32 protein-coding genes are annotated in these 26,761 nt (G+C 71.0%); 18 read left to right on the top strand and 14 right to left on the bottom strand.

Annotated elements, in window-relative coordinates; translation table 11 throughout:
• Positions 1-59 precede the first annotated feature (59 nt).
• Positions 60-1,103, bottom strand: a complete 1,044-nt coding sequence (locus ACIREO_RS32950) for a LacI family DNA-binding transcriptional regulator (protein ID WP_404116879.1) — start codon at positions 1,101-1,103, stop codon at positions 60-62.
• Between the two features lie 24 nt (positions 1,104-1,127).
• Positions 1,128-1,952 (bottom strand): winged helix-turn-helix domain-containing protein, encoded by an 825-nt coding sequence (locus ACIREO_RS32955; RefSeq protein WP_404116882.1) that lies wholly within the window; start codon positions 1,950-1,952, stop codon positions 1,128-1,130.
• 297 nt (positions 1,953-2,249) lie between these two features.
• Here ACIREO_RS32955 and ACIREO_RS32960 point away from each other — a divergent pair, with 297 nt between their 5' ends.
• From ACIREO_RS32960 to ACIREO_RS32990, 7 genes are all read left to right on the top strand, one after another.
• Positions 2,250-3,188, top strand: coding sequence for an alpha/beta hydrolase (locus tag ACIREO_RS32960; RefSeq protein WP_404116884.1), 939 nt, complete (start codon positions 2,250-2,252; stop codon positions 3,186-3,188).
• Between the two features lie 41 nt (positions 3,189-3,229).
• Positions 3,230-3,484: a MoaD/ThiS family protein gene (locus ACIREO_RS32965; RefSeq protein WP_404116887.1), complete on the top strand. Its 255-nt coding sequence runs from the start codon at positions 3,230-3,232 to the stop codon at positions 3,482-3,484.
• A 10-nt stretch (positions 3,485-3,494) separates the two neighbouring features.
• Positions 3,495-4,760, top strand: a complete 1,266-nt coding sequence (locus ACIREO_RS32970) for a hypothetical protein (protein WP_404116890.1) — start codon at positions 3,495-3,497, stop codon at positions 4,758-4,760.
• A 152-nt stretch (positions 4,761-4,912) separates the two neighbouring features.
• Positions 4,913-5,608, top strand: coding sequence for a DUF2993 domain-containing protein (locus ACIREO_RS32975; RefSeq protein ID WP_404116893.1), 696 nt, complete (start codon positions 4,913-4,915; stop codon positions 5,606-5,608).
• 482 nt (positions 5,609-6,090) lie between these two features.
• Complete coding sequence (locus tag ACIREO_RS32980) at positions 6,091-6,930, top strand: sulfurtransferase (protein ID WP_404116896.1); 840 nt, start codon at positions 6,091-6,093, stop codon at positions 6,928-6,930.
• A 209-nt stretch (positions 6,931-7,139) separates the two neighbouring features.
• On the top strand, positions 7,140-7,427 hold the full coding sequence (locus tag ACIREO_RS32985) for a DUF1416 domain-containing protein (RefSeq protein ID WP_014154938.1): 288 nt from the start codon (positions 7,140-7,142) through the stop codon (positions 7,425-7,427).
• Between the two features lie 120 nt (positions 7,428-7,547).
• Complete coding sequence (locus ACIREO_RS32990) at positions 7,548-7,877, top strand: DUF3099 domain-containing protein (RefSeq protein ID WP_404116898.1); 330 nt, start codon at positions 7,548-7,550, stop codon at positions 7,875-7,877.
• A 24-nt stretch (positions 7,878-7,901) separates the two neighbouring features.
• Here the strand turns inward: ACIREO_RS32990 and ACIREO_RS32995 are convergent, their stop codons facing one another.
• Positions 7,902-8,264, bottom strand: a complete 363-nt coding sequence (locus ACIREO_RS32995) for a DsrE family protein (protein WP_404116900.1) — start codon at positions 8,262-8,264, stop codon at positions 7,902-7,904.
• A 111-nt stretch (positions 8,265-8,375) separates the two neighbouring features.
• Between ACIREO_RS32995 and ACIREO_RS33000 the strand changes: the two genes are divergently transcribed.
• The 4 genes from ACIREO_RS33000 to ACIREO_RS33015 all read left to right on the top strand — a co-directional run bounded on the left by ACIREO_RS33000 (position 8,376) and on the right by ACIREO_RS33015 (position 10,936).
• A complete protein-coding gene (locus ACIREO_RS33000; RefSeq protein ID WP_404116903.1) occupies positions 8,376-8,594 on the top strand; it encodes a hypothetical protein in 219 nt (72 codons plus the stop codon).
• Positions 8,595-8,850: 256 nt separating this feature from the next.
• Positions 8,851-9,423, top strand: a complete 573-nt coding sequence (locus tag ACIREO_RS33005; protein WP_404116905.1) for an FABP family protein — start codon at positions 8,851-8,853, stop codon at positions 9,421-9,423.
• A gap of 64 nt (positions 9,424-9,487) precedes the next feature.
• The gene (locus ACIREO_RS33010) at positions 9,488-9,940 is read left to right on the top strand and encodes a Fur family transcriptional regulator (RefSeq protein WP_404116908.1); all 453 of its coding nucleotides are present in this window, start codon (positions 9,488-9,490) and stop codon (positions 9,938-9,940) included.
• A 30-nt stretch (positions 9,941-9,970) separates the two neighbouring features.
• Positions 9,971-10,936, top strand: coding sequence for a YgfZ/GcvT domain-containing protein (locus ACIREO_RS33015; RefSeq protein WP_404116910.1), 966 nt, complete (start codon positions 9,971-9,973; stop codon positions 10,934-10,936).
• A gap of 20 nt (positions 10,937-10,956) precedes the next feature.
• On the opposite strand, the gene dtd is transcribed toward ACIREO_RS33015, so the two are convergent.
• Positions 10,957-11,406: a D-aminoacyl-tRNA deacylase gene (gene dtd, locus ACIREO_RS33020; protein WP_404116913.1), complete on the bottom strand. Its 450-nt coding sequence runs from the start codon at positions 11,404-11,406 to the stop codon at positions 10,957-10,959.
• A 115-nt stretch (positions 11,407-11,521) separates the two neighbouring features.
• Here dtd and ACIREO_RS33025 point away from each other — a divergent pair, with 115 nt between their 5' ends.
• From ACIREO_RS33025 to ACIREO_RS33035, 3 genes are all read left to right on the top strand, one after another.
• Positions 11,522-12,202, top strand: a complete 681-nt coding sequence (locus tag ACIREO_RS33025) for an ABC transporter substrate-binding protein (RefSeq protein ID WP_404116915.1) — start codon at positions 11,522-11,524, stop codon at positions 12,200-12,202.
• 51 nt (positions 12,203-12,253) lie between these two features.
• Positions 12,254-13,225: an asparaginase gene (locus ACIREO_RS33030; protein WP_404116917.1), complete on the top strand. Its 972-nt coding sequence runs from the start codon at positions 12,254-12,256 to the stop codon at positions 13,223-13,225.
• 79 nt (positions 13,226-13,304) lie between these two features.
• Positions 13,305-14,558: a GNAT family N-acetyltransferase gene (locus tag ACIREO_RS33035; RefSeq protein ID WP_404116919.1), complete on the top strand. Its 1,254-nt coding sequence runs from the start codon at positions 13,305-13,307 to the stop codon at positions 14,556-14,558.
• Between the two features lie 147 nt (positions 14,559-14,705).
• Here the strand turns inward: ACIREO_RS33035 and ACIREO_RS33040 are convergent, their stop codons facing one another.
• Together ACIREO_RS33040 and ACIREO_RS33045 are read right to left on the bottom strand one after the other, a co-directional pair.
• Positions 14,706-15,479, bottom strand: a complete 774-nt coding sequence (locus ACIREO_RS33040; RefSeq protein WP_404116921.1) for an ABC transporter permease — start codon at positions 15,477-15,479, stop codon at positions 14,706-14,708.
• Positions 15,472-16,440, bottom strand: coding sequence for an ATP-binding cassette domain-containing protein (locus tag ACIREO_RS33045; RefSeq protein WP_404116923.1), 969 nt, complete (start codon positions 16,438-16,440; stop codon positions 15,472-15,474). The genes ACIREO_RS33040 and ACIREO_RS33045 overlap by 8 nt, the downstream gene beginning before the upstream one ends.
• Before the next feature lie 97 nt (positions 16,441-16,537).
• Between ACIREO_RS33045 and ACIREO_RS33050 the strand changes: the two genes are divergently transcribed.
• Complete coding sequence (locus ACIREO_RS33050; RefSeq protein ID WP_404116925.1) at positions 16,538-17,311, top strand: TetR/AcrR family transcriptional regulator; 774 nt, start codon at positions 16,538-16,540, stop codon at positions 17,309-17,311.
• A gap of 66 nt (positions 17,312-17,377) precedes the next feature.
• On the opposite strand, the gene ACIREO_RS33055 is transcribed toward ACIREO_RS33050, so the two are convergent.
• The 5 genes from ACIREO_RS33055 to ACIREO_RS33075 form a co-directional block, all read right to left on the bottom strand.
• Positions 17,378-17,773, bottom strand: coding sequence for a pyridoxamine 5'-phosphate oxidase family protein (locus ACIREO_RS33055; RefSeq protein ID WP_404116929.1), 396 nt, complete (start codon positions 17,771-17,773; stop codon positions 17,378-17,380).
• A 6-nt stretch (positions 17,774-17,779) separates the two neighbouring features.
• Positions 17,780-19,138, bottom strand: coding sequence for an MFS transporter (locus ACIREO_RS33060; RefSeq protein WP_404117137.1), 1,359 nt, complete (start codon positions 19,136-19,138; stop codon positions 17,780-17,782).
• A gap of 229 nt (positions 19,139-19,367) precedes the next feature.
• A complete protein-coding gene (locus ACIREO_RS33065; protein ID WP_404116931.1) occupies positions 19,368-19,859 on the bottom strand; it encodes a MarR family winged helix-turn-helix transcriptional regulator in 492 nt (163 codons plus the stop codon).
• A 50-nt stretch (positions 19,860-19,909) separates the two neighbouring features.
• Positions 19,910-20,245 (bottom strand): deoxyxylulose-5-phosphate synthase, encoded by a 336-nt coding sequence (locus ACIREO_RS33070; protein ID WP_404116934.1) that lies wholly within the window; start codon positions 20,243-20,245, stop codon positions 19,910-19,912.
• 97 nt (positions 20,246-20,342) lie between these two features.
• Complete coding sequence (locus ACIREO_RS33075; protein ID WP_404116936.1) at positions 20,343-20,948, bottom strand: DinB family protein; 606 nt, start codon at positions 20,946-20,948, stop codon at positions 20,343-20,345.
• Between the two features lie 294 nt (positions 20,949-21,242).
• Here ACIREO_RS33075 and ACIREO_RS33080 point away from each other — a divergent pair, with 294 nt between their 5' ends.
• From ACIREO_RS33080 to ACIREO_RS33090, 3 genes are all read left to right on the top strand, one after another.
• The gene (locus ACIREO_RS33080) at positions 21,243-21,749 is read left to right on the top strand and encodes a helix-turn-helix domain-containing protein (protein WP_404116938.1); all 507 of its coding nucleotides are present in this window, start codon (positions 21,243-21,245) and stop codon (positions 21,747-21,749) included.
• A 28-nt stretch (positions 21,750-21,777) separates the two neighbouring features.
• Positions 21,778-22,497, top strand: a complete 720-nt coding sequence (locus ACIREO_RS33085; protein ID WP_404116940.1) for a hypothetical protein — start codon at positions 21,778-21,780, stop codon at positions 22,495-22,497.
• Between the two features lie 113 nt (positions 22,498-22,610).
• Positions 22,611-22,946 carry a DUF2516 family protein gene (locus ACIREO_RS33090; RefSeq protein ID WP_404116943.1) on the top strand — a complete coding sequence of 112 codons (336 nt, stop codon included), beginning with the start codon at positions 22,611-22,613 and terminating at the stop codon, positions 22,944-22,946.
• On the opposite strand, the gene ACIREO_RS33095 is transcribed toward ACIREO_RS33090, so the two are convergent.
• From ACIREO_RS33095 to ACIREO_RS33105, 3 genes are all read right to left on the bottom strand, one after another.
• Positions 22,928-24,265 (bottom strand): PP2C family protein-serine/threonine phosphatase, encoded by a 1,338-nt coding sequence (locus tag ACIREO_RS33095; protein ID WP_404116945.1) that lies wholly within the window; start codon positions 24,263-24,265, stop codon positions 22,928-22,930. The two genes, ACIREO_RS33090 and ACIREO_RS33095, sit on opposite strands and share 19 nt — an antisense overlap.
• 278 nt (positions 24,266-24,543) lie before the next feature.
• Complete coding sequence (locus ACIREO_RS33100) at positions 24,544-25,617, bottom strand: NlpC/P60 family protein (protein WP_404116948.1); 1,074 nt, start codon at positions 25,615-25,617, stop codon at positions 24,544-24,546.
• Positions 25,618-25,834: 217 nt separating this feature from the next.
• On the bottom strand, positions 25,835-26,620 hold the full coding sequence (locus tag ACIREO_RS33105; RefSeq protein WP_404116950.1) for a class I SAM-dependent methyltransferase: 786 nt from the start codon (positions 26,618-26,620) through the stop codon (positions 25,835-25,837).
• Between the last annotated feature and the right edge of the window lie 141 nt (positions 26,621-26,761).

Below are 26,761 nucleotides of genomic sequence, written 5' to 3' on the forward strand. Positions count from 1 at the left end.
TGAGTACCCGCTGAGAAGCCCGGCAGAACCGCGTATGCCCGATATAAGCAAGCGCCCCGCTACGGCGCGGTGACCGTCGGTTCGCCGCAGCCGCAGGACCGGCGCACGACCAGTGCCGAGGGGAACTGCTTCAGCCGCTCGCGCCGCGACCCCGAGACCCGCAGCGAATCGTCCAGGACCAGGTCCACCGCCGCCCGGGCCATCGCCGGACGGTCCGAGAAGACCGTCGTGAGCGGCGGATCGGTGAGACCCGCTTCCTTCACGTCGTCGAAGCCCGCGACCGCCAGCTCACCCGGTACGTCGATCCGCAGCTCGCGCGCGGCCCGCAGCACCCCGATGGCCTGGTCGTCCGTGGAGCAGAAGATGGCCGGGGGCCGGTCGGGCCCGGCGAGCAGCTTCAGAGCCACCTGGTAGGCGTCGTAACGGTTGTACGGGGCGTGGAAGAGCCGGCCCTCCGTGGGCCGCCCGGCCTCCTGCATCGCCCGGCGCCAGCCCTCGATGTGGTCGGCGACCGGGTCACCGACGACCGGCGTCGACTCCATGCCGCCGAGGCACGCCACATAGGCGTTGCCGTGCTCCAGGAGGTGGCGGGTGGCGAGCTGGGCGCCGCCGACGTCGTCGGTGACGACCGCGACGTCGTCGATCGCCTCGGGGCGCTCGTGCAGCAGGACCACGCGGGCGTCCCAGGCCTCTATCTCGGCCGCCGCGCGCTCACTCGGCCCCTGGCTGACCAGGATCAGACCGGAGACCCGCATGCCGAGGAAGGCCCGCAGATAGTGGACCTCGCGCTCGTCGCGGTAGTCCGAATTGCCGACGAGCACCATTTTCCCGCGCTCCGCCGCCGCCTGTTCGACCGCGTGGGCCATCTCGGCGAAGAAGGGCTGCCGGGCGTCCGGCACGATCATCCCTATGAGGTCGGTGCGCCGCGAGGCCATCGCCTGGGCGACCCGGTCGGGCCGGTAGCCCAGCTCTTTGATCGCGGCGAGCACCCGCTCGCGCGTGGCCGGGGCGACCGGCCTGGGTCCGTTGTTGATGACGTAGCTGACGACCGCTGTCGAGGTCCCCGCCAGTCTCGCCACATCGTCCCGCGTCACCTTGGCCACGCGCGGCAGTCTACGCGGATCGACCTACCGCTTGGCAGGCCGGACCGGGCCCTCTTCCGCGATCTCGGCCCTCACGGGCTGCTCCGAACGGGTGACCTCCTCGTCAGCGGGCTCCGACGCGGCCTTTGCCCTGGCCTCCTCGGCTCCCCGGTCGCTCTTCTCGGCTCCCCGGTCACCCTTCTCAGGGGTGACGAAGCGGTAGCCGACGTTGCGGACGGTGCCGATCAGCGACTCGTGCTCGGGGCCGAGCTTGGCCCGCAGCCGCCGCACGTGGACGTCGACCGTGCGGGTGCCGCCGAAGTAGTCGTAGCCCCAGACCTCCTGGAGCAGCTGGGCGCGGGTGAAGACCCGGCCCGGGTGCTGCGCGAGGTATTTGAGCAGCTCGAACTCCTTGAAGGTCAGGTCGAGGACCCGGCCCTTGAGCTTGGCGCTGTACGTCGCCTCGTCGACGGACAGATCGCCGTTGCGGATCTCCATGGGGGAGTCGTCGGTGGTGATCTGCTGACGGCCGGTGGCCAGCCGCAGCCGCGCCTCGACCTCTGCTGGACCCGCGGTGTCCAGCAGGACGTCGTCGATGCCCCAGTCGGCGGTGACGGCCGCGAGGCCGCCCTCCGTCACGACGAGTATCAGCGGACAGCCGGGCCCGGTGGACCGCAGCAGCTGACAGAGGGAGCGCACCTGAGGGAGGTCACGCCGTCCGTCGATGAGAATGACGTCGGCACCAGGGGTGTCGACGAGGGCTGGTCCCTCGGCGGGGGCGACCCGCACGCTGTGCAGCAGAAGGCCGAGGGCGGGGAGCACCTCCGTCGACGGTTGAAGGGCATTCGTCAGAAGCAGCAGTGAACTCATCGCCGCCCACCTGCCTGGGTCGTCGGTCGATCGTGCACGTTCAGCTCGCCCATTACGTCGGTCCTCCTCGTTCCCTGCGAGAGGGGCACTCCCGGGTCGGACCCGGGGGAGTATGCGGCACTGCTTCGTACGCCCGTACGACCATGATTCGCGACGGCCGTCATACGGTTTTTACTGTGCGGTCCCGCGCCCGGAGACCGCTGAGCTTGTGGAAACGCTGCCGTAACAACGCTCGGAAAGCACAAAAGGACCCGGGGGCTGCTTTGCCCGGATCCTCTTCGCAGCAGAATAGCCCACATGAGTTCTGTGTCCGAGGGTCGATTCCCGAGTTCTTCTGTTCCCTCGATCACGCCGACCCCGCGGCGCACCACGTTGCTGACCGGTGACGGGGTCCGTATCGAGGCGGTGTACACCCCGTGTACGGCGGGTTCCGGGGCTGTCGGAGGCGGTGCGCCGGAAGGGACCGCCGTCGTCCTCGCGCACGGTTTCACCGGCTCCGTCGACCGGCCGGCCGTACTGCGCGCCGCAGAGGTGTTCGCCCAGCGTGCGGCCGTGATCACGTTCTCTTTCCGGGGTCACGGAAAGTCCGGCGGACGGTCCACCGTGGGCGACCGCGAGGTGCTCGATCTGGCGGCTGCGGTCTCCTGGGCGCGCTCTCTGGGACACCGGCGCGTCGTTACGGTCGGCTTCTCGATGGGGGGTTCCGTGGTGCTCCGCCACGCCGCGCTGTATACGGCGCCGGAAGCCGGTGAATCCATGAACGAGGAATCGGAAACACCGGGGGCCGAACGGGTGGAGCGGCGCACTGGGGCGCATAAGGCGCACGGGGAGCGCGCGGAGGCGCATACAGGCGCGCATACGGATGCGGTCGTCTCGGTGAGCGCGCCCGCCCGCTGGTACTACCGGGGCACGGCCCCCATGCGCCGCCTGCACTGGGTCGTCACCCGGCCCACCGGCCGGCTCGTCGGCCGCTACGGCTTCCGCACGAGGATCCACCGCGAGGACTGGGACCCCGTGCCCCTCTCCCCGGTGGAGGCGGTCCCGCTGATCACCGTGCCCCTGCTGATCGTGCACGGCGACCAGGACCCGTACTTCCCCGTCGACCACCCGCGGATGCTGGCAGGGGCCGCGGGGGACGGGGCGGAGCTCTGGCTGGAGCACGGCATGGGCCACGCGGAGAACGCCGCGGACGAGAAGCTGCTGACCCGTATCGCCGACTGGACGGACTCGGCGTGATCCATGATGGACAGCCGACGTACGACGAAAGGGGTGCCGCCATGGCAGCGGGGACCATCCGCTACTGGGCTGCGGCCAAGGCCGCCGCGGGGACCGCGGAGGAGCGGTACACGGCGGAGACGCTCGCCGAGGCGCTCGACGGGGTGCGCGAGCGGCACCCCGGTGAGCTGTCACGCGTACTGCTCAGATGTTCGTTCCTGATCGACGGGAATCCTGTGGGGACCCGTGGTCATGAGACCGTACGGCTTGCCGAGGGCGGCACGGTCGAGGTGCTCCCGCCGTTCGCAGGAGGGTGAACCGCAGACCATGAGCAACAGCGATCAGCAGTATCCGTACGACCCGGGACACGGGCAGCAGCACCAGGGGCAGGAACCCTACGACCCGGCGTACGCGCAGCAGCCGTACGACCCGGCGTACGGACAGCAGGACCAGCAGCCGGCTTACGGACAGCAGCAGCCCGTGTACGGGCAGGAGCCGGTGCAGCCGGGCTGCGGGCAGGGGCCTGTGCCGCCCGCGTACGGGCAGCAGCAGCCCGCCGTGTACCCGGAGCAGGGCGCACCGCAGGCGCCCGCCGGCCAGGGCGCGACCCAGACGTGGCAGGGGCAGACCTGGGACACCCAGTACCAGCCGACGATCCAGTCGCAGCACCAGGCCGAGCCCGCCCCGGCGCAGGGGACCGGGCAGAGCGCCCCGGGCGCCTACCCGCTGCCGCCCGAGGCCCCGGCGGCCCCCGCTGCCCCGCCCGCCCCGGATGCTCCGGCAGCCACGCCCGACGGCTCCGGCTACAGCGCGCCCACCACCGTGGGCAACACCCGGGTCACCGACGCCCAGCGGGCCCGTGCCGAGGGGCGTTCGCCGATCATCGCACCGGGGATGCAGCCCGCCGCGATCACGGCGGGCCTGGGCCTGCTCCTCGCGCTCGGCGCCGCGATCGGCCCGTACGCCCTGCTGGTGCCCCTGGTCCTGCTCCAGGCCGTCACCGCCGCGGGGTGGTTCCGGCTCAACGGCATGTGGCCGGCCAGGCAGGGCATCGCCCTCGCGTTCGCCGGCGGTGTGGTGGCCGATGCCGTGCTGCTCGCGGCCGGCCGGAGCAACGCCCCGGCGGCCATCCTCGGCACGCTCGGTGTCTGGGTACTGCTCACCCTGGTCCTCCAGCTGCGCAGCCGTGCGGGTGCCGACGAGCGGATGTACGGCCTGACGGCCACCGTCGCCTCGGCCGCGCTCGCCGTGCTGGCCGCCGGACACCTGGCGGCCGTCCCGGACGCGGTGACGGTGGGCGGCATCGCGGTCGCCGTGGCCGTGCTCGTCAGGGCCCTGCCGCTGAACGGACCGGTCTCGGTCGTCGTGGCGCTGCTCGCCTCTGCGGGCGCAGGCCTGGCCGCCGGAGCGTTCACGGACTTCGGTGCGCAGGCCGCGTTCCTCGGGTTCGCGGCCGGCGGCTGCGCACTGATCGGGCTGCGGGTCGCGAGCTACGACTACCCGTCCCGCTTCGTGCACATGACGGCAGGAGTGGCGCTGCCGCTCACGGCCGCGGCGCCCGCCGTCTATCTGATCGGCCGTGCGATCGCCTGACGTTCCGGGACGTTCCTGACGTTCCCTCACTCGCACTCCCCGCACCGGGGAACCGGCGGGGCCTTCCGCTCGTCGATCACTCCGGGCCCGCCGCACAGCGGCAGTAGGCTCACACGCACGGGGGTCCGGGTCCGAGTGGGGGAACAACAGGCATGCGAGCACTGCGAATACTGCTGATCATCGCCGTGGTGCTGGGCGGCGTCTTCGTCGCCGCGGACCGCGCCGCCGTGTATTTCGCGGAGACGGAGGCCGAGGACCGGATCGCCTTCGGCGGCGCCGAAGCAGGTTCGATCAGCATCTCGATAGACGGCTTCCCGTTCCTGACCCAGGTGGCCAGGTCGGAGTTCGACCAGGTCGACGTCACCGTCAAGGACGTCGAGGCCGGAGCGGCCGGGCGGCAGATGCGGATCAGGGAGATCCAGGCCCAGCTGCACCAGGTGAAGGTGGGCGACGGCTACACCACCGCGACGGCCGCCCGCGCCACCGGGACGGCCTTCCTGTCGTACGAGGCCCTCACCGCGGTGGCCGACGAGGACGTCACGGTCGCCTACGGCGGCGACGGCAAGGTCAAGGTCACCGGCTCGGTCCGGATCCCGCTGACGGACCAGGCGGTCACGCGCAGCGTGCTCTCCACGGTCACCCTGGTCGACGGCGACACCGTCAAGGTGCACGCCGACGAGGTCCCGGGCGAGGGCATCCCCGGCCTGGAGGGCCTGGTCAGGAAGAAGACCGACTTCGAGCGCGGGATCGGCGAGCTGCCCGGGGGCCTGAAGATGGAGAAGATCGAGGTCGCGCCGGCCGGACTGGAGATCTCGATGACCGGATCCGACATCCGGCTCGCGGGATGACGACCCGGCGCCGGCGGTCATGGATAGCCGCGGGCACGGTGGGGTATGGGTCCGCGAGGGTGGGGCCGGACACCGGATCCAGATAATGAGACGAGTGCGTCCGTCCCGCAGATGACCGCTGCCCGTGAGCCGCCCGGTTCCAGGCCCCGGGAGGGTCCGGCGACACTCTCGTCCCACATCGCGGACGATCGTGTCTCATTATCCGAAACGACGGTGGCATCTCCGCCCGTACCTCCCTACGATCGGACGCATGAAGCGACAGGCGGACCTCACGAAGCGGCGGGCAGTAGACCTGTGCCGCGTCGCCGCCATGCTCTGTCGCACCTTCTGAGCGGGACCTTCTCCCGTTTTCCCCGGCCCTTCGACGATGTCAGGGCCGAACCCGTGCCTTCCGTACGCGTTCCGCTCCAAGCACCTGCGCGTACACCTCGCACTCCGCACACCGCACCACCCCGCCGCAGACTGCCCCGGAGGAGAAACACATGAGCCGCGCAGACGTTCTGGTCGACGCCGACTGGGTCGAGGCCCACATCGACGACCCGCAGGTCGCCATCGTCGAGGTCGACGAGGACACCTCGGCGTACGAGAAGAACCACATCAAGAACGCGATCCGGATCGACTGGACCAAGGACCTCCAGGACCCGGTCCGCCGTGACTTCGTCGACCAGGCCGGCTTCGAGAAGCTCCTTTCCGAGAAGGGCATCGGCAACGACACGCTGGTAGTCCTCTACGGCGGCAACAACAACTGGTTCGCCTCGTACGCGTACTGGTACTTCAAGCTCTACGGCCACGACAACGTCAAGCTGCTCGACGGCGGCCGCAAGAAGTGGGAGCTCGACTCCCGCGACCTGACCGACGCCGTCCCGGCGCGCCCGGCCACCCAGTACAAGGCCAAGGCCCAGGACGAGTCGATCCGCGCCTACCGCGACGACGTCGTGAAGGCCATCGGCAGCCAGAACCTCGTCGACGTGCGTTCGCCCGACGAGTTCAGCGGCAAGCTGCTCGCCCCGGCGCACCTCCCGCAGGAGCAGTCGCAGCGCCCCGGCCACGTGCCGAGCGCCCGCAACATCCCGTGGTCGAAGAACGCCAACGACGACGGCACGTTCAAGTCGGACGACGAGCTCAAGGCCCTCTACGAGGACGAGCAGGTCGACCTGGCCAAGGACACCATCGCGTACTGCCGCATCGGTGAGCGCTCCGCGCTCACCTGGTTCGTCCTGCACGAGCTGCTCGGCCAGGAGAACGTCAAGAACTACGACGGTTCGTGGACCGAGTACGGCTCCCTCGTGGGCGTGCCGATCGAGCTCGGCGCCAACAAGTAAGAGGGCCCGGCAATTGGGGGGCGGCGTCGCGGGGTTGGGCACGCACATCTGCGGCGTTGTCGTCAGTCAACAACGCTCCGCGTTGCCTCCCTCCTCCGCCTTGCAGCTGCACGCACCCAACCCCGCTCCTTCACCCACCCCCCAATTGCCGGACCCTCTAATTCCGCAGGACCCGATCAGCAGGACCCCGACCAGAAGGACAGAACACCATGTGTGGAGCACAGGCCGGCGGCCCCGACGCTTCGACGATCAAGCCGGGCGAGACGACCATCCAGGGCAGCGTGACCCGCGACGGCGAACCCGTCACCGGCTACGTCCGTCTGCTGGACTCGACCGGTGAGTTCACCGCCGAGGTCCCGACCTCGGCGACCGGGCAGTTCCGCTTCTACGCGGCCGAGGGCACCTGGACGCTCCGCGCCCTGGTTCCGGGCGGCACCGCCGACCGTACGGTCGTGGCGCAGACCGGTGGCCTCGCCGAGGTCGCCATCGCCGTGTAGTTCACGCACGTATACGGCCGGAGGGCCGCACCCCAGGGGGTTGGACGCCACCTGAACAGGGGTGCGGCCCTTCGTGCCGTCCGCGTTCGCGTCCGCGCCGAGGAGTTCTACCCTGGAGACATGTACGCCCGGCGCAGGCGCGTGTATTTCCTGATGATGGGCGGATGCCTTTTCCTCTTCGTGTCCGCCTGGGCCTTCGTGCGCCTGTGGTCCGTCCCGGCCGCCGTGGCGATGTGTGTGGTCGCCATGGTCATACCGCCCGTCGCGGCGATCGTCGCCAACCGGCGGGGCCCGGAGGACCGTTGGTGGGACGATCCCTCCCGGCCGTCCCGGCAGCCGGAACCCCGTGACCGCGGCGAACGGCCCCGCCCGCGCCGTGAGCAGCGTACGGGCGACCGGACGTCGGACGAGTGGTGGGACGAGCTCGACGGCGGGGACCACCGCCGCTGAGGCTTTCGTCCCGGGCGCGCCGGATCAGTAGACGAGGGCCTGTGCGCCGTCCGCCATGGCCTCCTGCACGAAGACCTGGGCGCCCGCGATCCGTACGCCCTCCAGGACGTCCTTCTCCGTGATGTCGCGCCGTGCCGCGCACTGGGTGCAGAGCGTGATCCCGCCACCCGCCAGGATCGAGTCGATGAGATCGGGCAACGGCGCGGAGTGCGGCAGTTCGAATTCGGCGGCGCGCCCCGGCAGGGCGAACCAGGCGGACTCGCCGGTCAGCCACAGCGACACCTCGACCCCGCTGGCGACGGCCACGGCCGCCACGGTGAAGGCCTGCGAGCAGCGCTCGGCTCCATCGGCCCCGGCGGTCACCTTGATCACGAGCTTCTTCGGCATGTACCGAACTGTAATCCTCGGCCGAGCAACCTCCCCTGTGAACTGTGGGTCAGTTGTGTGCGCAGGTAATGGAACCCGCGCCTCAGGTCTCTTGGGGGACCCGCTTTGGAATTGCACGACACGATTTGCGGCGCGCCGGCCGGGGCGGAATCCACCACGACGCACGTGTACTCCGAGCCGGCGTCCTACGGCGCGGAGCAGGTACGTCACGCGTACGTGCTGGCCGGGGACACCGTCGCCCTGGTCGTCCACGCGCGCAAGGGCGAGGCCGGCACGGAGACCGTTCCGTTCCACCGGAGCGTCGTCCTGCAGAACCAGCTGCTGGGCTGAGCGGCCGCGCCCGGGAAACCCCGGGCCGCCACGCCGGGCCCCCACCCATTAGGCTGGGGGCCCGGCCGCCTGCTGCCGTCATGTCGTTCGTTCCGAGGAGCTCCCGTGCTTGAGGCTTTCTTCTCCGCCCTGCTGGTCCTGGTCTGCGTCGGCGTGCTCGCCTTCGCCGCCGTGACCGTGAAGAAGCTGTACCAGGGCCAGCGCTGACCCTCGCCGAACACCTTCCGTACACCCTCACAGATCGTCTGAGCCGCTCATGATCGAGATTCCGTCCGACCTCCACCCGGACCTCGTGCCGCTGGCCTTCCTCCTCGGCAACTGGGCGGGTGCGGGCGTCTCCGACTTCCCCGGCGCCGAGAAGTGCAACTTCGGCCAGGAAGTCACCTTCAGCCACGACGGCCGCGACTTCCTCGAGTACGTCTCGCACTCCTGGGTGCTGGACGCCGAGGGCAAGCAGATCAAGCCGCTCGAGTCCGAGTCCGGCTACTGGCGCATCGACAAGGACCGCAAGGTCGAGATCGTCATGGTCCGTGACCAGGGCGTCGTCGAGATCTGGTACGGCGAGCTGGCGAAGCAGAAGCCCCAGATCGACGTCGTCACCGACGCGGTGGCCCGCACCGCCGCCTCCGGCCCGTACAGCGGCGGCAAGCGTCTCTACGGCTATGTGAACAGCGACCTGATGTGGGTCGGCGAGAAGGCCACCCCCGACGTGGAGCTGCGGCCGTACATGTCGGCGCACCTGAAGAAGGTCGTCACCCCGGAAGAGGTCGCCGAGATGGCGAAGAGCCTCGGGGACATGCCGGACGACGGCATCGCGTTCTTCAAGTAGGCCTCCCCGGGCCGCCCCGCCCGGCCCCGGCGGCCCGGTGCTCGCCCCGCCCTACACTGGGCGTGTGGTGAGCACCGACTGGAAGACCGATCTGCGGCAGCGTGGCTACCGGCTGACGCCTCAGCGCCAGCTCGTCCTGGAGGCCGTCGACACCCTGGAGCACGCGACACCCGACGACATCCTCTGCGAGGTGCGCAGGACGGCGTCGGGGGTGAACATCTCCACCGTCTACCGGACCCTGGAGCTCCTGGAGGAGCTCGGGCTGGTCAGCCATGCCCACCTCGGGCACGGCGCCCCGACGTACCACCTGGCGGACCGCCACCACCACATCCACCTCGTCTGCCGGGACTGCACGAACGTCATCGAGGCCGATGTCGGCGTGGTCGCCGACTTCACGGCGAAGCTGCGGGACACGTTCGGTTTCGAGACCGACATGAAGCACTTCGCGATCTTCGGACGCTGCGCCGACTGCGCGGTGAAGGCCGGTGCACCGGAGGAACCCGGCAGCGCCCGGTAGCCGGGGCCGCGCGGGTCGTAGGCTGGTCGCATGAAGAGCCCCTTGCTGTCCCTGCCCGGCGCGGTCCCCGCCGAGGGGCGCGACGAAGGCGTCGCCGCGCACTACGGCGGCCTGTTCCCTGAGCAACGCGCACTCGCCGACGGCCGCGGCCTCGTCGACCTCTCGCACCGCGCGGTCGTCACGGTCACCGGCGACGACCGGCTGGCCTGGCTGCATCTGCTGCTCACCCAGCACGTCAGCGACCTCGCGCCGAACCAGGCGACCGAGGCGCTGATCCTCTCCGCCAACGGTCACATCGAACACGCCCTCTATCTGGTCGACGACGGCACGACGGTGTGGATGCACGCCGAGCCGGAGAGCCAGGGCGAGCTGATCGCGTACCTGGAGTCAATGAAGTTCTTCTACCGGGTCGAGGTCGCCGACCGCACCGAGGACATCGCCCTCGTGCACCTCCCGGCCGGTTCCATCGCCGAGGTCCCGGACGGCGCCGCCGTACGGGAGACGGCCCACGGCCGCGACCTGTTCCTGCCCCGGGCCGACCTGGAGACGTATGCCGCCGAGCACGGCCCGGTGGCGGGGATCCTGGCGTACGAGGCGCTGCGCGTCGAGGAGCACCGCCCGCGCCTGGGCTTCGAGACCGACCACCGCACCATTCCGCACGAGCTGGGCTGGATCGGCAGCGCCGTGCATCTCCAGAAGGGCTGCTACCGGGGGCAGGAGACCGTCGCCCGTGTCCACAACCTGGGGAAGCCGCCGCGCCGTCTCGTCTTCCTGCACCTCGACGGCAGCGAGGTCCATCTGCCCGGCCACGGGACGCCGGTCAGGCTCGCCGCCGACGGCCAGGAGGGCCGCCAGCTCGGTTTCGTCACCACCTCCGCCCGCCACCACGAGCTGGGCCCGATCGCCCTGGCGCTGGTGAAGCGGAACGTCGCGGTGGACGCGCAGCTGATCGCGGGTGACACCGCGGCGGCCCAGGAGACGGTCGTCGAGCCGTAGGCCGTGTCCTGAAGGGCCCGCTACACCTCGACGAGCACGGTGAACGGGCCGTGGTTCGTGAGTGAGACGCGCATGTCAGCTCCGAACCGGCCCGTCTCCACCTGCGCGCCCAGCGCGCGCAGCTGCGCCACCACCTCGTCGACCAGCGGCTCGGCGACCTCGCCCGGCGCGGCGGCGTTCCATGTGGGCCTGCGGCCCTTCCTGGCGTCCCCGTAGAGAGTGAACTGCGAAATGACCAAAAGCGGTGCATTCACGTCCGAGCAGGACTTCTCGCCCTCCAGGATCCGCAGGGTCCACAGCTTGCGGGCGAGCTGCGCCGCCTTCTCCGCGGTGTCGCCATGAACGACCCCCACCAGCACACACAGCCCTTCGCCGACGATCTCGCCGACCGTTCCGGTCCCCGACGGATCGTCCGTGGCGCCGGCGACGGTGACGCTCGCACCGTCCACTCTCTGTATCACTGCACGCATACAGACCAACCTATCTTGGGCTGAACGGGTACAGAGCACCTGCGTGAACACCGTGCGTAGTGGCACCATGCACGGTGTCGGTGTGCCGACGCACCGGTCGAGGGGACGGAACATCATGACGACACATGGAACCGGGCCATCACCCGGCGCCGTACCAGTGACACGTACAGCCGCCGGCTTGCGGCCGCCGGTCCAGCGCACCGGTACGGTGCCGCCCGGACCACTGCCCGCCGCGCCGTCCGTACAGCTGCCTGGGGCGGTGTCCGTGCCAGGGCAGACCGGGGGCGGTGCGGTCGAAGCACTGGCCTCCGCCCGCCCGCAGCCCGAATTCGGCGGGCTGCGGCTGACGGATCTGCGTACCCTGCGCCGTGACGCCCAGCGGGACGAGGCGGATCTCAGCTACGTACGCCGTCTGGTCCAGGGCCGGATCGACATCCTGCGGGCCGAGCTCGCCCGCCGTGTGGACCCCGAGTCGCCTGTCGTGGACCGGCTCTCGGAGATCCTCGCCGACACCCCGTCCGTGCACCGCTCCTCGGTCCGGCACGTCACCCTCACCACGCCGCGCAGCGACGAGTACCGGCAGCTGGCCGAGGACACGTTCGCGGAGGTCGAGCTCTCCGACCTCGACGCCCGGACGGACGAAGAGCTGCTCAGCGCCATGGGGCGGCTCGTCCGCTACGAGCGGCAGGTGTCCCGGCGCCGCCACCGGCTCCAGCGGACGGTGGACGGGTGCAGCGCGGAGATCGCCCGCAGGTACCGTGACGGGGAAGCACAAGTAGAGGACCTGCTCGCCTGAGGTGATCCCTCCGGGGGCGGGTCACGCCCGCCCCTGGAAGGCCACCAGCCCATGACCTCCTCCATAACCCCGTCCTCGTCGCCCGTGCCTCCGGTACTGGCCGAGGTCGTACGGTCCGGATTCACCGAGGGCCACCACAGGGGGTCGCTGGTCGTCCTCGCCGCGGACGGAAGTGTGGAGCTCGCACTGGGGGATCCGGCGGCCCCGGTCTTCCCGCGCTCGTCCAACAAGCCGATGCAGGCCGCCGCGATCCTGCGGGCCGGTCTCGACCTCTCCGGGGAACGGCTGGCACTGGCCGCCGCGAGCCACTCGGGCGAGGCCTTCCACCTCGACCTGGTGCGCACCATGCTCGCCGAGCACGGGCTGAAGCCGGACGATCTGCAGACGCCGCCCGATCTTCCGCTGGACCCGGTCGAGGCGGAGGCCTACCTCGCCGCCGGGGGTGTGCGGGAACCGCTCACCATGAACTGCTCCGGCAAGCACGCGGCGATGCTCGCGGTCTGCGTACGCAACGGCTGGGACACGGCGACCTGTCTCGACGCCTCCCATCCGCTGCAGCGCCTGGTCGGCGAGGTCGTCGCGGAGGCGGCGGGCGAGCCCGTGGCGGCGATCGGCACGGACGGCTGCGGGGCCCCGCTGATGGCGATCGGTCTGGTGGGTCTGGCCCGCGCGTTCCGGGCGTTCGTGCTGGCGGAGCCGGGCACGGCGGAGCGCCGGGTCGCGGACGCGATGCGGGCGCACCCGGAGTACGTCGCGGGCACGCGGCGGCCGGACACCTGGCTGATGCGGGAGGTGCCGGGCACGCTCTCCAAGATGGGGGCGGAGGCGGTCCAGGCGCTGGCCCTCCCGGACGGCAGGGCCCTGGCCTTCAAGATCGACGACGGCGCCACCCGCGCGCTGGGCCCGGTGCTGGCCCGTTCCCTCGAACTGCTCGGCGTCGACGCCCCGGTGGTGTCCCGCATCGGACGGGCACCGCTGCTGGGCGGCGCCGCGGAGGTGGGCGAGATCCGGGCGGCGTTCTGAGGCGAGGGAGCCGGGCAGCGGCGGCGGCAGCCGGAAAAGCGAGCGACATCCCGGACGCGTTCTGCCTAGCGTGGGCCGTATGAGCCTTGATCCGCGTACCGTCTCCGAAGCCGAATACCCCGACTGGCTCCGCGCCGTGGGGACCGGGTTCCTCCGGGCATCGGCTTCGGTGCCGGCGGAGGAGGTCGCGGTGCGCTTGGCCCACATCGACCTCTCCCGTGTCCAGGGGGTGTTCGACGCCGGGCGCTGTGTCGCCACCTTCACGTCGTTCGCGCAGGAGCTGACCGTCGTGGGCGGCGCGAAGGTGCCGGCCGACGCGATCACGGCTGTGACGGTGACCCCCACGCACCGCCGGCGCGGGCTGCTCAGCGGGATGATGGCCAAGGATCTGGCGGCGGCGAAGGAGCGCGGCGACGTGGTCGCCTCGCTGATCGCGGCCGAGTACCCGATCTACGGACGGTACGGATTCGGGCCGGCCGCCTGGACCACCGAGTGGGAGATCGACGTCCCCCGGGCGGGCCTGGACCCGCGCGGCCGGGTCCCCTCCGAAGCGGACGGCGGCCGCATCGAGCTGGTGGACGGCGCGGACGTACGCGAGCTGGGCCCCGAACTCCACAGCCGGCTCGCCGGGTGCCGGCACGGCGTGGTCTCCCGGAACGAGCGCTGGTGGGAGCGCCAGACGGGCGTGGACGTCCCGGCGTCCGACAAGTGGACGGAGCCGTTCTACGCGGTGTACCGGTCGGCGGACGGGGAGACGGACGGGCTGATCGTCTACCGCGCCGACGACAGCTGGGGCGACCGGAAGCAGCCGCTCAACGCGGCGAAGGTGGCCGGACTGATCGCGACGACCCCGGCGGCGGAACGCGCCCTGTGGCACTTCGTCTGCTCCATCGACTGGATCACCACGGTCCGCTCGGGCTACCGCGCCCCCGACGACCTGCTCCCGCTGCTGCTCCCGGACCCGCGAGCCGCCCGCGTCGTGACCCAGGCGGACTGGCTGTGGCTGCGCGTCCTGGACATCCCCCGGGCGCTGGAGGCACGTACGTACGCGACCGAGGGCGCCCTGGTCCTGGACATCACGGATGCCACGGGACTGGCGGGGGGCCGCTTCCTGCTGGAGGTGTCACCGTCCGGCGCGTCGTGCACGCCGACGACGCGGACTGCTGACCTCGCCCTGGATGTAAGGGAGTTGGCGGCGCTGTATCTGGGCGACGAGTCGCCGGTGCGGCTCGCCGCGCTGGGACGGGTGGAGGAGGGCCGGGCGGGGGCGGCGGCCTCGGCGGACGTGATGTTCCGTGCGGCGCGGCGGCCCTGGTGCCCGGATGTGTTCTGAGAGATTCCGAGAATGCCCAGGTGCCTCCAACCGGGGTAAGTGCATGACCAACTGGGGAGCACGTCCTCTGAACGGTGTGAAGCTGTTGCGTCCTGTTGCGACCCCTGGAGCGCAGAGCTGTGAACGGCACCGGAAAACCCCCCGGCGTCACCGCGTCCGCATCCTGAAGAGCACCCCCGACAGGGCCACGGCCACCAGCAGGATCCCGGTCGCCCACGAGAGCGCGATCCAGGGGGCGTTGCCGACGGGCTGGTCCAGGAGGAGGCCGCGGAGGGATTCGATGGCAGGGGTGACCGGCTGGTGGTCGGCGAAGCCGTGCAGCCAGCCCGGCATGCTGTCGACCGGGACGAACGCGCTGCTGGGGTAGGGCAGAAACGACATGAAGAAGGTGAATCCGCCGGCCGCCTCCGGTGTGCGCGCGAGCAGGCCGATCGCCGCCGAGATCCAGGACAGGGCCACGATGTAGGCGAGCAGCACGGCGGCGACGGCGAGCCAGCCGGCCGGGGTCGCGGCGGGACGGAAGCCGATGAGCAGGGCGACGCCGAAGACCAGCGTGGTGGAGACGAGGTTGCGCACCGTGCTCGCCACGACATGGCCGGCCAGCACCGGCGTCCCGCCGATGTCCAGGGAGCGGAAGCGGTCGATGATTCCGCTCTTCATGTCCTCGCTCACCGCGACGGCGGTGGTGGCCGAGCCGAAGCCGGCGCACAGGAACAGGACGCCCGGGACGACGTACATGACGTACGAGTCGTAGGCGCTGCCCGTGTCGATCGCGCCGCCGAAGAAGAAGACGAAGATCAGCATCAGCATGATCGGCAGCATCATCGACGTGATGACGGCGTCGATGTTGCGGCGGCTGATGAGCAGGCTGCGACCGGTCATGACCGTGGCGTGAGTCAGGGCTCCAGGGGCGTCAGACACGGGACGGTACCTCCGTCTTCTCTGCGGTGAGGGCGAGGAAAACGTCGTCGAGGGTCGCGCTGTGCACGGAGAAGCGGTCGACGTCGGTGCGGTGCGGATCGATCTCGTCGAGCAGGGCCCGGGCGTGCGCGGCGGTGCCGTCCGTGGGGAGGCCGAGGGTCAGGGTCTCGGGGGAGTGGTGGACGGCGCGGACGGCGAGCCGGAGGTAGGCCTCGCGGCTGCCGAGCACGAGGTCCAGGCGGTGTCCGGAGACGCGTGACTTCAGCTCCTCCGGGGTGCCCTCGGCGACGCTTCCGCCCTTGTCGAGCACCGTGATGCGGTCGGCGAGCTGATCCGCCTCCTCGAGGTACTGGGTGGTGAGCAGCACGGTGGCGCCCCGGCCGGCGAGGTCGCGGACCATCTGCCAGAGCTCGCGGCGGCTGCGCGGATCGAGCCCGGTGGTGGGCTCGTCGAGGAAGAAGACGCCCGGCTCGGGCGAGCCGACCAGTCCCGCCGCCAGGTCCAGGCGACGGCGCATCCCCCCGGAGTACGTACGGGCCAGGCGGCGGGCCGCGTCGGTGAGGTCGAAGCGTACGAGGAGTTCCTCGGCGCGGCGCCGGGCCTGGGCGCGGGTCAGGCCGGACAGCCGCGCCATCATCCGGAGGTTCTCCTCGCCGGTCAGCGTCTCGTCCACGGCGGCGAACTGCCCGGTCAGGCTGATGGCGCGGCGTACCCGGCGCCGGTCGGTGACGACGTCGTACCCGGCGACGCGCGCTGTGCCGGAGTCGGCGGTGGTGAGGGTGGCGAGGATCCGTACGGCCGTGGTCTTGCCCGCGCCGTTGGGGCCGAGCAGTGCGTGGATCCCGGAGCGGGCGACCTGGAGGCCCACCCCGTCCAGGACCCGGACGCGGGCGCCCGCCTTTCCGTAGGACTTGGTCAGGCCGTGCGCCTCGATCATGACGTCGTTCATGGCTGTGCCCATGACGATCCCCCTTCTGCGTATGCCACACGCGTTACTGTGTAAGCATTACGCAAACCTAGGATGGTGGCAAGCCATTACCGCGGAAGGGCGGCTTCGGGTGACGGAGAACAGCAGCGCGTCGGGCGGTACGGGCCTGCCGGCCAGCATCGAGGCCGCATGGGGACTGCGTGAGCGCCCCGCCAAGGGGCCGAAGCCCGGTCTGACGCTGGACCGCATCGTCGGCGCGGCCGTGGAGGTCGCCGCTTCGGAAGGGATCTCGGCCGTCTCGATGGGCCGGGTCGCCAAGGAGCTCGGCGCCTCCACGATGTCCCTCTACCGCTACGTATCCGCCAAGGAGGAGCTCTACGTCCTCATGCAGGAGGCGGCCATGGGTATCCCCGAGCCGCTGCCCGCGCTGGAGGACGGAGCGGGCTGGCGGGAGGCGCTCGCCCAGTGGGCGTGGGCCCAGCGCCGGATGTTCCACCGCAACCTGTGGTCCCTGCGCATCCCGATCTCGGGTCCGCCGGCCAGCCCCCATTCGATCGCCTGGTGGGAACAGGGCCTTCAGGCGCTGGAGGGCAGCGGACTGGACGAGGGTGCCAAGATCTCCGTCATCCTCCTGGTCTCGGGCTTCGTGCGGAACGAGGCGCTGCTGATGAGCGATCTCGCCGCCGCCGTCGAGGCCAAGGGCGTCTCCGCCCGGGAGGTGATGGCGCAGTGGGAGAGGACGTTGCGACGGCTCGTCGACCCCGTCCGCCATCCGGCGCTGTCCAGGCTGTTGACCATCGAGGGCATGAGCGAGCCGGACGAGGCCGACTACGAGTTCGTGTTCGGTCTGGAACGCGTGCTCGACGGTGTCGAGGTGCTCATCCGGAAGGACGCGCCGTCGTGAGCGTCGAGAGGGTCAGCCCGCACGGCTCGTGGTGGGCCAGGTCATCGCCGTAGGCGAGGTCATGCCTCACCGCTCGGCCCCTTCCGTCACGTCCAGCGCCGCTCCGTACAGTCTTGAGACCCGGATCCGGATGACCACGCGGTGTTCGGCCACCGCCTGTTCCAGGAAGGCCTGTTCAGCCTCTCGGCTCTCGAACCCTGGTGCCAGGGCCAGGAGTTCCCGTCCGATGTCGTCACCGGCGGACACGGTCGGCTCCGAGACCTCCGCCGGCCCTTCTGCCACGGCGAACGACCAGACGTCGCCGCCGTCGACATGCAGGGAGGTGTGCGGATTCCGCCGCAGGATGCGGGTCTTGAGACGGTCCTCGGTGGACGAGACACGCAGGACGCGCTCTTCTGCGTCCCAGCGGTAGAGCACGGTCGACAGGTGCGGATGCCCTGTGGAGCGGACGGCTGCCGGCACCCTCCTTCAGGGGCGTGTTGCGGACGCGGTGGGGCGCAGGACGAGGAACGCCACGGCGAAGGCGGTGACGAGCAGGCCGGTGCCGACGGTGAACGCGAGCTGGTAGCCGCCGGCCAGCGCCTCCGCCCGGGGGCGGCCGTCGTCGAGCAGCAGGTCGGTCCTGCCCGCCGCCAGTGTGGTCAGGACCGCGACGCCGGTGGCCATGCCCACCTGCTGGGCGGTGTTGAAGACCCCGGACACGAGCCCGGCGTCGTCCTTGCCCGCACCGGACATCCCGAGTGCCGTCAGTGCGGGAAGCGCCAGCCCGAAGCCGGACGCGAGGAGCAGCACGGGGAGCACGTCGGTGACGTACCGCGCGTCCAAGGGGATCCGGGTGAGGAACCCGAGGGCGCCGGTCAGCAGGACGATCCCCGCCAGTAGCACGGTGCGCTCGCCGAACCGGGCGTTCAGCCGGGCCGAGACGCCCAGGGAGGTGCCGCCGATGACGGCGGCGGCCGGGAGCATGGCGAGACCCGTCTCGGCGGCCCCGTATCCGAGGACGTTCTGCAGATGCTGCGCGAGGAGGATCTGGAACGAGAACAGTGCGGCGACGATGAGGACCAGGACCAGGTTGGCCCCGGCGACACTGCGCGAACGCAGGACGCGCAGCGGCATGAGGGGGATCCGGGCGGTGGCCTGGCGGACGGCGAACGCTCCGAGTAGCGCGAGGGAGGCCGCCCCCAGGCCGAGGGTGGGCCCGGAGCCCCAGCCGTACTCCTCGACCTTGACCACGGTGTAGATCCCCAGCATCAGGCCCGCTGTCACGAGAGCGGCCCCGATGACGTCGGCGCCGGCGGCGGTCCCGGTGCCGCGCCCTGCGGGCAGGACCCGGCGGGCGACCAGGAGGGACACCACGCCGATCGGCAGGTTGATGAAGAAGATCCAGTGCCAGCTGAGGGCATCGGTGAGAATTCCGCCGAGCACCTGTCCGATGGAGGCGCCCGCCGCCCCGGTGAACGAGAACACGGCGATGGCCCTGGCCCGTTCGCGGGGTTCGCTGAACAGAGTGATGAGGATGCCCAGTCCGACGGCGGAGGCCATCGCGCTGCCGACCCCCTGGAGGAAGCGGGCGGCGATGAGCGTCGCGGGGGTCGTTGCCGCACCGGCCAGCAGCGAGGCGACGGTGAAGACGGTGGTGCCGGCCAGGAACATGCGGGTGCGGCCGATCAGGTCGCCGAGCCGGCCGGCGAGCAGGAGCAGGCTGCCGAAGGCGATCAGGTAGGCGTTGACCACCCAGCTGAGACCGGCGGAGGTGAACCCCAGGTCGCGCTGGATGGTGGGCATCGCCACGGTCACGATCGAGCCGTCGAGGGTGACCGTGAGCATCCCCGCGGCGATCACGGCCAGGGCGAGGCCGCGGTGGCGGGTCGTCGGGCCGGACGGGGGCGGCGGTGCGGGGGCAGCGGGTTCGGATGTGGCGGTGGGTTCGAATGTGCCGGAAGTGTCGCGCGGGGCATCAACAGCCATCGGTCTTCTCCTGTCGGACGGGCAGACAAGAGAGACCGTAACAGATGGTTTTGTTGCGGACTATATTTAACGGTCTCGTCCCGGGTGGTTACCTCTGCCCCTGACGGGCCCGCCGGACCGGTCGGGGGTTCTCGGAGGGGGTGGCCAGATGGTCCGTGGCCAGCTGGTTCAGTGCGCGCAGCAGCACCTCGCGGTCGCCTTCGGGGAGCGCCCCCAAGGCCTCCTGGTGTACCCGGTCGACGATTTCCTGGCTCCGCGCGGCGACCTGGGCGCCCTCCTCGGTGACGGCGATGATCCGGGCGCGCCGGTCGCGGCTGGAGGGGCGCCGCTCGGCGAGCCCCGCGCTCTCCAGGGCGTCCACGGTCACCACCATCGTGGTCTTGTCCATGTCGCCGATCTCCGCGAGCTGGATCTGGGTGCGTTCCTCCTCCAGGGCGTGGACCAGGACGCAGTGCATGCGCGCGGTCAGCTCGATCTCGGCGAGCGCGGCCGCCATCCGGGTCCGCAGGACGTGGCTGGTGTGGTCGAGGAGGAAGGACAGGTCGGGTGCCGTACGGGCGGCCGGGGTGAGGGCGGTCATGCCGCCCAGCGTAACAATTCGTACTGTGGCAGATCGTCCGTAAGGGGACGTTACTGTGGCAGCTCGTACCTGAGCAGCGATTTCGCGAAGGGCTCCCCGGTGCGCTCGGCGTACGCCATCCGCTCCTTCACCTCGCTCAGGGTGCGCGGGCGGTAGCCGGGGCCGCCGCAGCAGCTCTTGTGGAAACGGACGCCCGCGTTCAGCAGCACCGAGAGTGTGCGCCACGCGTCGGTGTCCCGCCGCTTCGGCGGCGCGAAGGCGGATCCGACATGGACCAGCGCCCCGGCGCACCGGGGGCAGACGCGGTTGTCCCGCTCTCTGTCGTAGGGCTGCTTGTACGAGGCCCGGCACGGCAGACAGACGTATGAGGTCCTGGAGGGCGGCATGCGGCCAGGGTAGGGCGTGAGCCCCAGGCGTTCGACCCGTTTACGCCGCTCCGGCCCGGCGGTCACGGGCGGAGCGCGGGGAGAGGCGGGAGGTCGCTCATGGGGCCGACGCCACGGGGCCGGCGGCTTCGCGGGCAGCGCGCTCCAGCCGGCTCCGGTGGTTCTCCCACCATGCCGCGTCGCCCGGCGGGACGCCGTCGTTGCCCTTGCTCATCCCCACGGCGCCGTCGAGGAGTTCCCGGAGGATGTCGGCGTGCCCGGCGTGCCGGTGCGTATCGGCGATCACACGTACCACGGCGTGATGCAGCGTTATCCCGGCCCGGTGGTCCGGCCACCACGGCACCTTGCCGACCGTGTCCAGGGGCAACGCGTCGATCGTCGCGTCCGCGTGAGCCCAGGCCCGGTGGTAGAACCCCGCCATCTGCTCACGTGACTCGTCAGCGGTGGCCCACATGTCCGCGTTGGGCTCGGCCCCCTCCTCGATCCACGGCAGGGGTTCGCCGGACGGCCGTCCGAAGATGTCGCCGAGGTAGCCCAGTTCCACGCTTGCCACGTGCTTGACCAGACCCAGGAGGTTCGTGCCGGTCGGCGTCAGGGGGCGTCGGGCGTCGTACTCGGAGAGCCCTTCGAGCTTCCACAGCAGGGCGTCCCTGGCCGACTGCAGATAGAAGTGGAGGTCGGCCTTGGCGGCGGGTGAAGTCATGGGCCAAGTCTGCCGCCCGGGCGGCCCGCCGAGGTGTGCGTCGCGTAAATCCACTCGTCGACCCGGAGGTCTCATGGCCCTGCTGCCGGAGCGCGGGTTCGCACCTCAGGGCGGCGCTGGGAGGTTACAAACGAGTGGCAGTCTCATATGTCCGGTATGGGTGTCCGTGACTTCCCAGTGGCCTGTCTCGCTGGATGCGCGAGCGGGCGGATACGCCGGCGTCGTCGGATGACATGGAACACTTTTGCAAGCGGGCGCTTGCAATAGTTAGCAAGGGTGATGCAGTATCGGGTCATGGCATCACTCAACGTCGGCAATCTCGGCGAGTACCTGCGAGAGCAGCGGCGTACCGCGCAGCTCTCCCTGCGGCAGCTCGCCGACGCCGCCGGGGTGTCCAATCCGTATCTCAGCCAGATCGAACGCGGTCTGCGCAAGCCGAGCGCCGAGGTGCTGCAGCAGGTCGCCAAGGCCCTGCGGATCTCGGCCGAGACGCTCTATGTGCGGGCCGGGATTCTGGATGAGCGGGAGCGGGAGGAACTGGAGACGCGGGCGGTCATACTGGCCGATCCGTCGATCAACGAGCGGCAGAAGAGCGTGCTGCTGCAGATCTACGACTCCTTCCGCCGGGAGAACGGATTCGATGTCGCGCCCGACACCGGCGCCGAGTTCCACGGTGCCGCCGACGCGAAGAGCAGAATCGATGCCGACGCGGAAAGCGGTACCGGCGCGGACGGTGCCGGTCCGGATGCCCGCGGCCCCCGCACGGCCGGCGGCAGTGATGCAGACCCACCAGCGAACTGACTTCTGATGATCCGGGAGGACCACAGTCATGGCCATCACCGATGACCTGCGCAAGACCCTCACCGACCCCACCCCCCTCTACTTCGCCGCCGGCACGGCCGATCTCGCCGTGGAGCAGGCGCGCAAGGTCCCGGCGCTGATCGACCAGCTGCGGGCCGAGGCGCCCGAGCGGATCGAGGCCGTGCGCAACACCGACCCGAAGGCCGTGCAGGATCGGGTCACCACGCAGGCCAGGGAGGCTCAGGCCACCGTGCAGGCGAAGGTGACCGAGGTCTTCGGCGCGCTGGACACCGACCTCAAGAAGTGGGGCGAGACCGCCCAGGACCTGGCGCTGCGGAGCGTGGGTGTGGCCGCCGAGTACGCGGTCCGCGCCCGGGAGACGTACGAGAAGGTCGCCGAGCGCGGCGAGCAGAGCGTGCGGACGTGGCGCGGCGAGACGGCCGAGGAGATCGTCGAGATCGCCGCCGTCGTCGAGGCGGAGCCGAAGTCCGTGCCGAAGCAGAAGTCCGAGGCGGCGACGGAGCCGGTGGCCCCCGCCAAGCCGGTGGCCCCCGCCAAGCCGGTGGCCCCCGCCAAGCCGGTGGCCCCCGCCAAGCCGGCGGGCTCCCCGAAGCCCGTGGCCCCCGCCGCGAAGAAGCCCACGCCGAAGTCCGTCGAGTCCAAGTCGGCTCCTGCCGCGACGGCGAAGAAGACGGCGCCCGTGCGCAAGCCCGCGGCGAAGAAGACGACTCCGCCCTCCGCGAAGTAGAGCGGTTCCGGGGGTTGCCGGAAGAGCGTCCCGGGCACCTTTGAGGGTGCCCGGGACGTTGTCCCGGTACCTTGGCCGCGAGGCGCTCATCCACTGACTAGGCGGTGCTCACCGTGTTGCTCGAAGCATTCGGCTCGATTCTCCAGCTGTTGTACCTGGCCATGCTCGTCCTGGCCGTGGTCGCGCTGGTCTTCGCCGTGACGGCGCGCGAGGACGCCTACCGGGCCGCGGACAAGCAGAAGAAGTCCTTCTGGCTGATCATCCTCGGCGTCACCGTCTTCGTGAACCTCGTCATCCCGATCCTGTTCCTGCAGATCGCGGGCGTGATCGCGTCCATCGTGTTCATGGTGGACGTGCGGCCGGCGATCAAGGCCGTGTCGGGTGGCGGCGGCCGTAGCGGAGGATCCAGCAGCGACGGGCCGTACGGCCCCTACAACGGCGGGCGCTGAGCGCCCGTCTTCGAGGCGGCACCGGGGCGGGAGCGCGTTGCGCTTCCGCCCCTTCGCCGTATCCGGGCCTCGTCGCGTTCCAGCAGCAGGACCGCCACGTCGTCGGTCAGCTCGCCGCCGTTCAGTTCCTGTACCTGGGTGACCGCGGCCTCCAGCAGGGCCTCGCCACCGAGTCCCTGGTCCAGCCGGCCGTTGACCATCGCGACCATGCCGTCCTGGCCCAGCCGCTGGGTCCCCTCCTGCCCGACGCGGCCCTCGATCAGCCCGTCGGTGTACATCATCAGGCTCCAGGAGCCGCCGAGCTCGACCTGCCGGCGCGGCCAGCGGGCGTGCGGCAGCAGGCCGAGGGCCGGGCCGCCGTCCTCGTACGGGAGGAGGTGCGCCGCCCGGCCCTGGCGGGCGATCAGCGGCGCGGGGTGGCCCGCGATGCACAGGCCGGCGCGGCGGCCGTCCGGAGCGATGTCGATGGTGCAGACCGTCGCGAAGATCTCCTCGCTCTGCCGTTCGTGCTCCAGGACCTGCTGGAGCGTGGAGAGCAGGGCGTCGCCGCAGAGCCCGGCCAGCGTGAGCGCCCGCCATGCGATACGCAGCTCGACGCCCAGCGCGGCCTCGTCCGGGCCGTGCCCGCAGACGTCGCCGATCATCGCGTGGACTGTGCCGTCGGGCGTGCGGACCGTGTCGTAGAAGTCCCCGCCGAGCAGGGCACGGCTACGGCCCGGCCGGTAGTGGGCGGCGAAGGCGAGATCGGAGCCGTCGAGGAGCGGCGTGGGCAGCAGCCCGCGTTCCAGGCGGGCGTTCTCCTGGGCGCGCAGCCGGGACTCGGTCAGCTGGTGCTGGGCGGTGTCCGCGCGCTTGCGCTCCACGGCGTACCGGATGGCGCGGCTGAGGAGGCGCCCGTCGAGCTCGCCGCGGAAGAGATAGTCCTGGGCCCCGACCCGTACGGCTTCGGCGGCCCGCTCGGCGTCGTCCTCCGCGGTGAGGGCGAGGACGGCGTGGCGCGGCGCGATGCGCAGGACGTGCTTGAGGGCGGCGAGCCCCTCCGGGTACCCGGGCTCGTCGTCGCGTGCGCCGGTGGGCAGGGCGGCCGCCTCCAGGTCGAGGTCGAGCAGGATGCAGTCGACGTCGTCGGTGAGCAGCCGGCCGGCCTCGGTGAGGTTACGGGCGGTACGGACGCGGACCCGTGCCCCGGTGGTGGACGACAGCTCGGGAACTGCGAAGGTGCCCGCAGGGTCGTCCTCGATCACCAGGAGTGTGAGGTCGGCGCCATGAGTGGTCTCCGCAGCGGGAACGGCACGTTGCTGCGGTACGGGTACGGGCATCGGTTCGGGTTTCCTTCCCTCCCCCCGAGGGCGCGGCGGGACGACGATCGACGACCCGCCGACGGGGACGATAGCGGTCCGCAGCAGGGGAACGGAATGGCGTCTGCTGATCATCCTTTGTCATATGCGCGCCCATAAGCCGCTTCCCGCCACGGATCCGGCGTGATGGGCGCGCACGAAACGGGCATGAGGCCATGACAAACATCACGCGCCCGACACGCACCGCGCACAATCGGCCCGGGCCGGCTGTCCCTCGCCGCCCGGCCCGCTCCCGTCGCCTACTTGTCCGGCCGGACCACGCCCAGGATCTGCATCGAGCCCGCGCCCGTCAGCGTGACATCCCGGCCGGGCCGGGGGGCGTGCACGATCGAGCCGTCACCGACGTACATCCCGACATGGCTGGCGTCGCTGTGGTAGATGATCAGGTCGCCGGGGCGCATGTCCTCGATGTCGATGTGGGACAGCTGACGCCACTGCTCCTGCGACGTCCGGGGGATCGGCCGCTTCGCCGCCGCCCAGGCCTGTGAGGTCAGCCCCGAGCAGTCGTACGAACCGGGGCCCTCGGCTCCCCATACATACGGCTTGCCTATCTGGGCGGTCGCGAAGGCCACCGCCTTCTTGCCCGCGGCGCTCGCATCGCGGTTGATGTCCTTGAGCGCGCCGGACGACAGCCAGGCAGCCTGCGCCGTGGACGCGTCGTCCTTTTCCAACTCGATGAGCCTGGCGCGCTCCTCCTTCGCGAGCTGGGACTCGATCTTCTCCGCCGCCGCGATCTGCGCGTCTATGCTCTTCTTCGCCTTGGCCTGCTTGGCCCGGCCGGCCTCGATCTTCTCCCGGTTGAGGCTCGCGTCCTTGGTGTACGTCTCCAAGTCCTCCTGGGCCTGCTCCAGTTCGGTCAGCATGCCCTTGGTGGCCTGCTGGCCCTGCCGCGCCTGGTTGATGCCGTCCATGAAGAGGTCCGGACTGCCGCTCAGCATCAGCTGCGCGCCCGGGGGGAGTCCGCCGGTGCGGTACTGCTCGCGGGCCGCGGCGCCCGCCTGGTCCTTCAGCTCGGCGATCCTCGCCTGGCCGTCGGCGATCGACTCGGTCAGCCGGACGATCTCCTTGGACTGCTTCTTGGACTGCTCCTCGGCGAGGTTGTACGCGTCCGTGGCCGCCCCTGCCTTGCGGTAGAGGGTGTCGATCTCCTCGCGGACCTCTTCGAGGGTCTTCCCGGAGCCGGGGGTGGCCGAGGCGGAGGGTGTCGGGCTGGGCTCGGGGACCGGAGCGGCCATGGCCTGGACCGGCGCGGTCAGCAGGGCCAGTGCGCAGACCAGAGTGATCGCGGCAGTGGCACAGTGGCGTCGGTTCACAAGCTCCCCCTCCGGGCGAAAGGCAACGTAAGCCGTATCGCGCACATGTGACTTACCGTCAGTAACATTTCGGTGACGACGCGATCGTGCCATGTTGCCCGGCAAAGCAACAGAGGTCCGCGCCGGCCTCCCCGTCACACAAGGGGACGAACGGTGATCCGGCGGTGTTCCCGGATCCGGGAACGTTGCCGGCCGACTTGTCGCGGCCCGGCACCGTTCACCCCGCGGCCGGCCGCAGTGCGGACCAGCGCACTGTGATCTCGCCCTGTCGCCACCGGCGTACGCCGTCCGTCACGGGCCAGTCCGCGGAGACCGCGCGGACCGCGGTGATCCAGCGCTGCCGCGCTCCCAGCGACGCGTACGGGGAGGCCGTGGCCCAGGCCCGGTCGAGGTCCCGCAGGAACGCGTGGACGGGCTCGCCCGGCACATTGCGGTGGATCAGCGCCTTCGGGAGGCGTTCGGCGAGGTCCGAGGGCCGCTCCAGCGAGCCGAGCCGGGTCGCGAAGGTGACCGTGCGCGGGCCCTCCGGGCCGAGGGCGACCCACACGTGCCGGCGGCCGATCTCGTCGCAGGTCCCCTCCACCAGCAGTCCGTCCGGGGCGAGCCGGGCGCACAGCCGCTGCCAGACCGCGGCGACCTCGCCCTCGTCGTACTGGCGCAGCACGTTCGCGGCCCGGATGAGGAGGGGCCGGCGGGCCGTGGGGATCTCGAAGCCGCCGTGCACGAAGGTGAGGCCCTGGCGTTCGTACGGCTCGGCCGCCGCCACCCGTGCGGGGTCGATCTCGACGCCCACGACGGCCGTACGCGGCGCTTCGGTGCGCAGCCGCGCCAGCAGTTCGACGGCGGTCCAGGGGGCGGCTCCGTAGCCGAGATCGACCGCGAGGGGGGCGTCGTCGCGGCGCAGCGCGGGGCCGTGGGTGGCGGCGATCCAGCGGTCCATGCGGCGCAGCCGGTTGGGGTTGGTGGTCCCGCGGGTCGCGGTGCCGATGGGGCGCTGGTGCATGCAGGGGAGCGTATGCGAAGGCCCGGGGGGCAGCCGCAGGAGCAGCGGGACAGGGGAGCCGCCGTCCGGCACGCCGGAGGGATCGCAATGTTTTGGCAAAGTGGAAATGAAAGGCGAGGTTCCGCTGTTTTGGCACTTCGA

Origin of the sequence: Streptomyces sp. NPDC102441 (genome assembly GCF_044765585.1) — a bacterium.
Lineage (GTDB): Bacteria > Actinomycetota > Actinomycetes > Streptomycetales > Streptomycetaceae > Streptomyces.

Coding starts and splice junctions, on each gene's coding strand:
- dtd (WP_404116913.1), bottom strand. CDS start 11,406: ATGCGTGCAGTGATACAGAGAGTGGACGGTGCGAGCGTCACCGTCGCC.
- ACIREO_RS32955 (WP_404116882.1), bottom strand. CDS start 1,952: ATGAGTTCACTGCTGCTTCTGACGAATGCCCTTCAACCGTCGACGGAG.
- ACIREO_RS33015 (WP_404116910.1), top strand. CDS start 9,971: ATGAAGAGCCCCTTGCTGTCCCTGCCCGGCGCGGTCCCCGCCGAGGGG.
- ACIREO_RS33075 (WP_404116936.1), bottom strand. CDS start 20,948: ATGACTTCACCCGCCGCCAAGGCCGACCTCCACTTCTATCTGCAGTCG.
- ACIREO_RS33095 (WP_404116945.1), bottom strand. CDS start 24,265: ATGCCCGTACCCGTACCGCAGCAACGTGCCGTTCCCGCTGCGGAGACC.
- ACIREO_RS33005 (WP_404116905.1), top strand. CDS start 8,851: ATGATCGAGATTCCGTCCGACCTCCACCCGGACCTCGTGCCGCTGGCC.
- ACIREO_RS33035 (WP_404116919.1), top strand. CDS start 13,305: ATGAGCCTTGATCCGCGTACCGTCTCCGAAGCCGAATACCCCGACTGG.
- ACIREO_RS32960 (WP_404116884.1), top strand. CDS start 2,250: ATGAGTTCTGTGTCCGAGGGTCGATTCCCGAGTTCTTCTGTTCCCTCG.
- ACIREO_RS32980 (WP_404116896.1), top strand. CDS start 6,091: ATGAGCCGCGCAGACGTTCTGGTCGACGCCGACTGGGTCGAGGCCCAC.
- ACIREO_RS33030 (WP_404116917.1), top strand. CDS start 12,254: ATGACCTCCTCCATAACCCCGTCCTCGTCGCCCGTGCCTCCGGTACTG.
- ACIREO_RS33065 (WP_404116931.1), bottom strand. CDS start 19,859: ATGACCGCCCTCACCCCGGCCGCCCGTACGGCACCCGACCTGTCCTTC.
- ACIREO_RS32965 (WP_404116887.1), top strand. CDS start 3,230: ATGGCAGCGGGGACCATCCGCTACTGGGCTGCGGCCAAGGCCGCCGCG.
- ACIREO_RS32975 (WP_404116893.1), top strand. CDS start 4,913: ATGCGAGCACTGCGAATACTGCTGATCATCGCCGTGGTGCTGGGCGGC.
- ACIREO_RS33070 (WP_404116934.1), bottom strand. CDS start 20,245: ATGCCGCCCTCCAGGACCTCATACGTCTGTCTGCCGTGCCGGGCCTCG.
- ACIREO_RS33080 (WP_404116938.1), top strand. CDS start 21,243: ATGGCATCACTCAACGTCGGCAATCTCGGCGAGTACCTGCGAGAGCAG.
- ACIREO_RS32990 (WP_404116898.1), top strand. CDS start 7,548: ATGTACGCCCGGCGCAGGCGCGTGTATTTCCTGATGATGGGCGGATGC.
- ACIREO_RS32995 (WP_404116900.1), bottom strand. CDS start 8,264: ATGCCGAAGAAGCTCGTGATCAAGGTGACCGCCGGGGCCGATGGAGCC.
- ACIREO_RS33045 (WP_404116923.1), bottom strand. CDS start 16,440: ATGGGCACAGCCATGAACGACGTCATGATCGAGGCGCACGGCCTGACC.
- ACIREO_RS32970 (WP_404116890.1), top strand. CDS start 3,495: ATGAGCAACAGCGATCAGCAGTATCCGTACGACCCGGGACACGGGCAG.
- ACIREO_RS33085 (WP_404116940.1), top strand. CDS start 21,778: ATGGCCATCACCGATGACCTGCGCAAGACCCTCACCGACCCCACCCCC.
- ACIREO_RS33025 (WP_404116915.1), top strand. CDS start 11,522: ATGACGACACATGGAACCGGGCCATCACCCGGCGCCGTACCAGTGACA.
- ACIREO_RS33105 (WP_404116950.1), bottom strand. CDS start 26,620: ATGCACCAGCGCCCCATCGGCACCGCGACCCGCGGGACCACCAACCCC.
- ACIREO_RS33060 (WP_404117137.1), bottom strand. CDS start 19,138: ATGCTCACGGTCACCCTCGACGGCTCGATCGTGACCGTGGCGATGCCC.
- ACIREO_RS32985 (WP_014154938.1), top strand. CDS start 7,140: ATGTGTGGAGCACAGGCCGGCGGCCCCGACGCTTCGACGATCAAGCCG.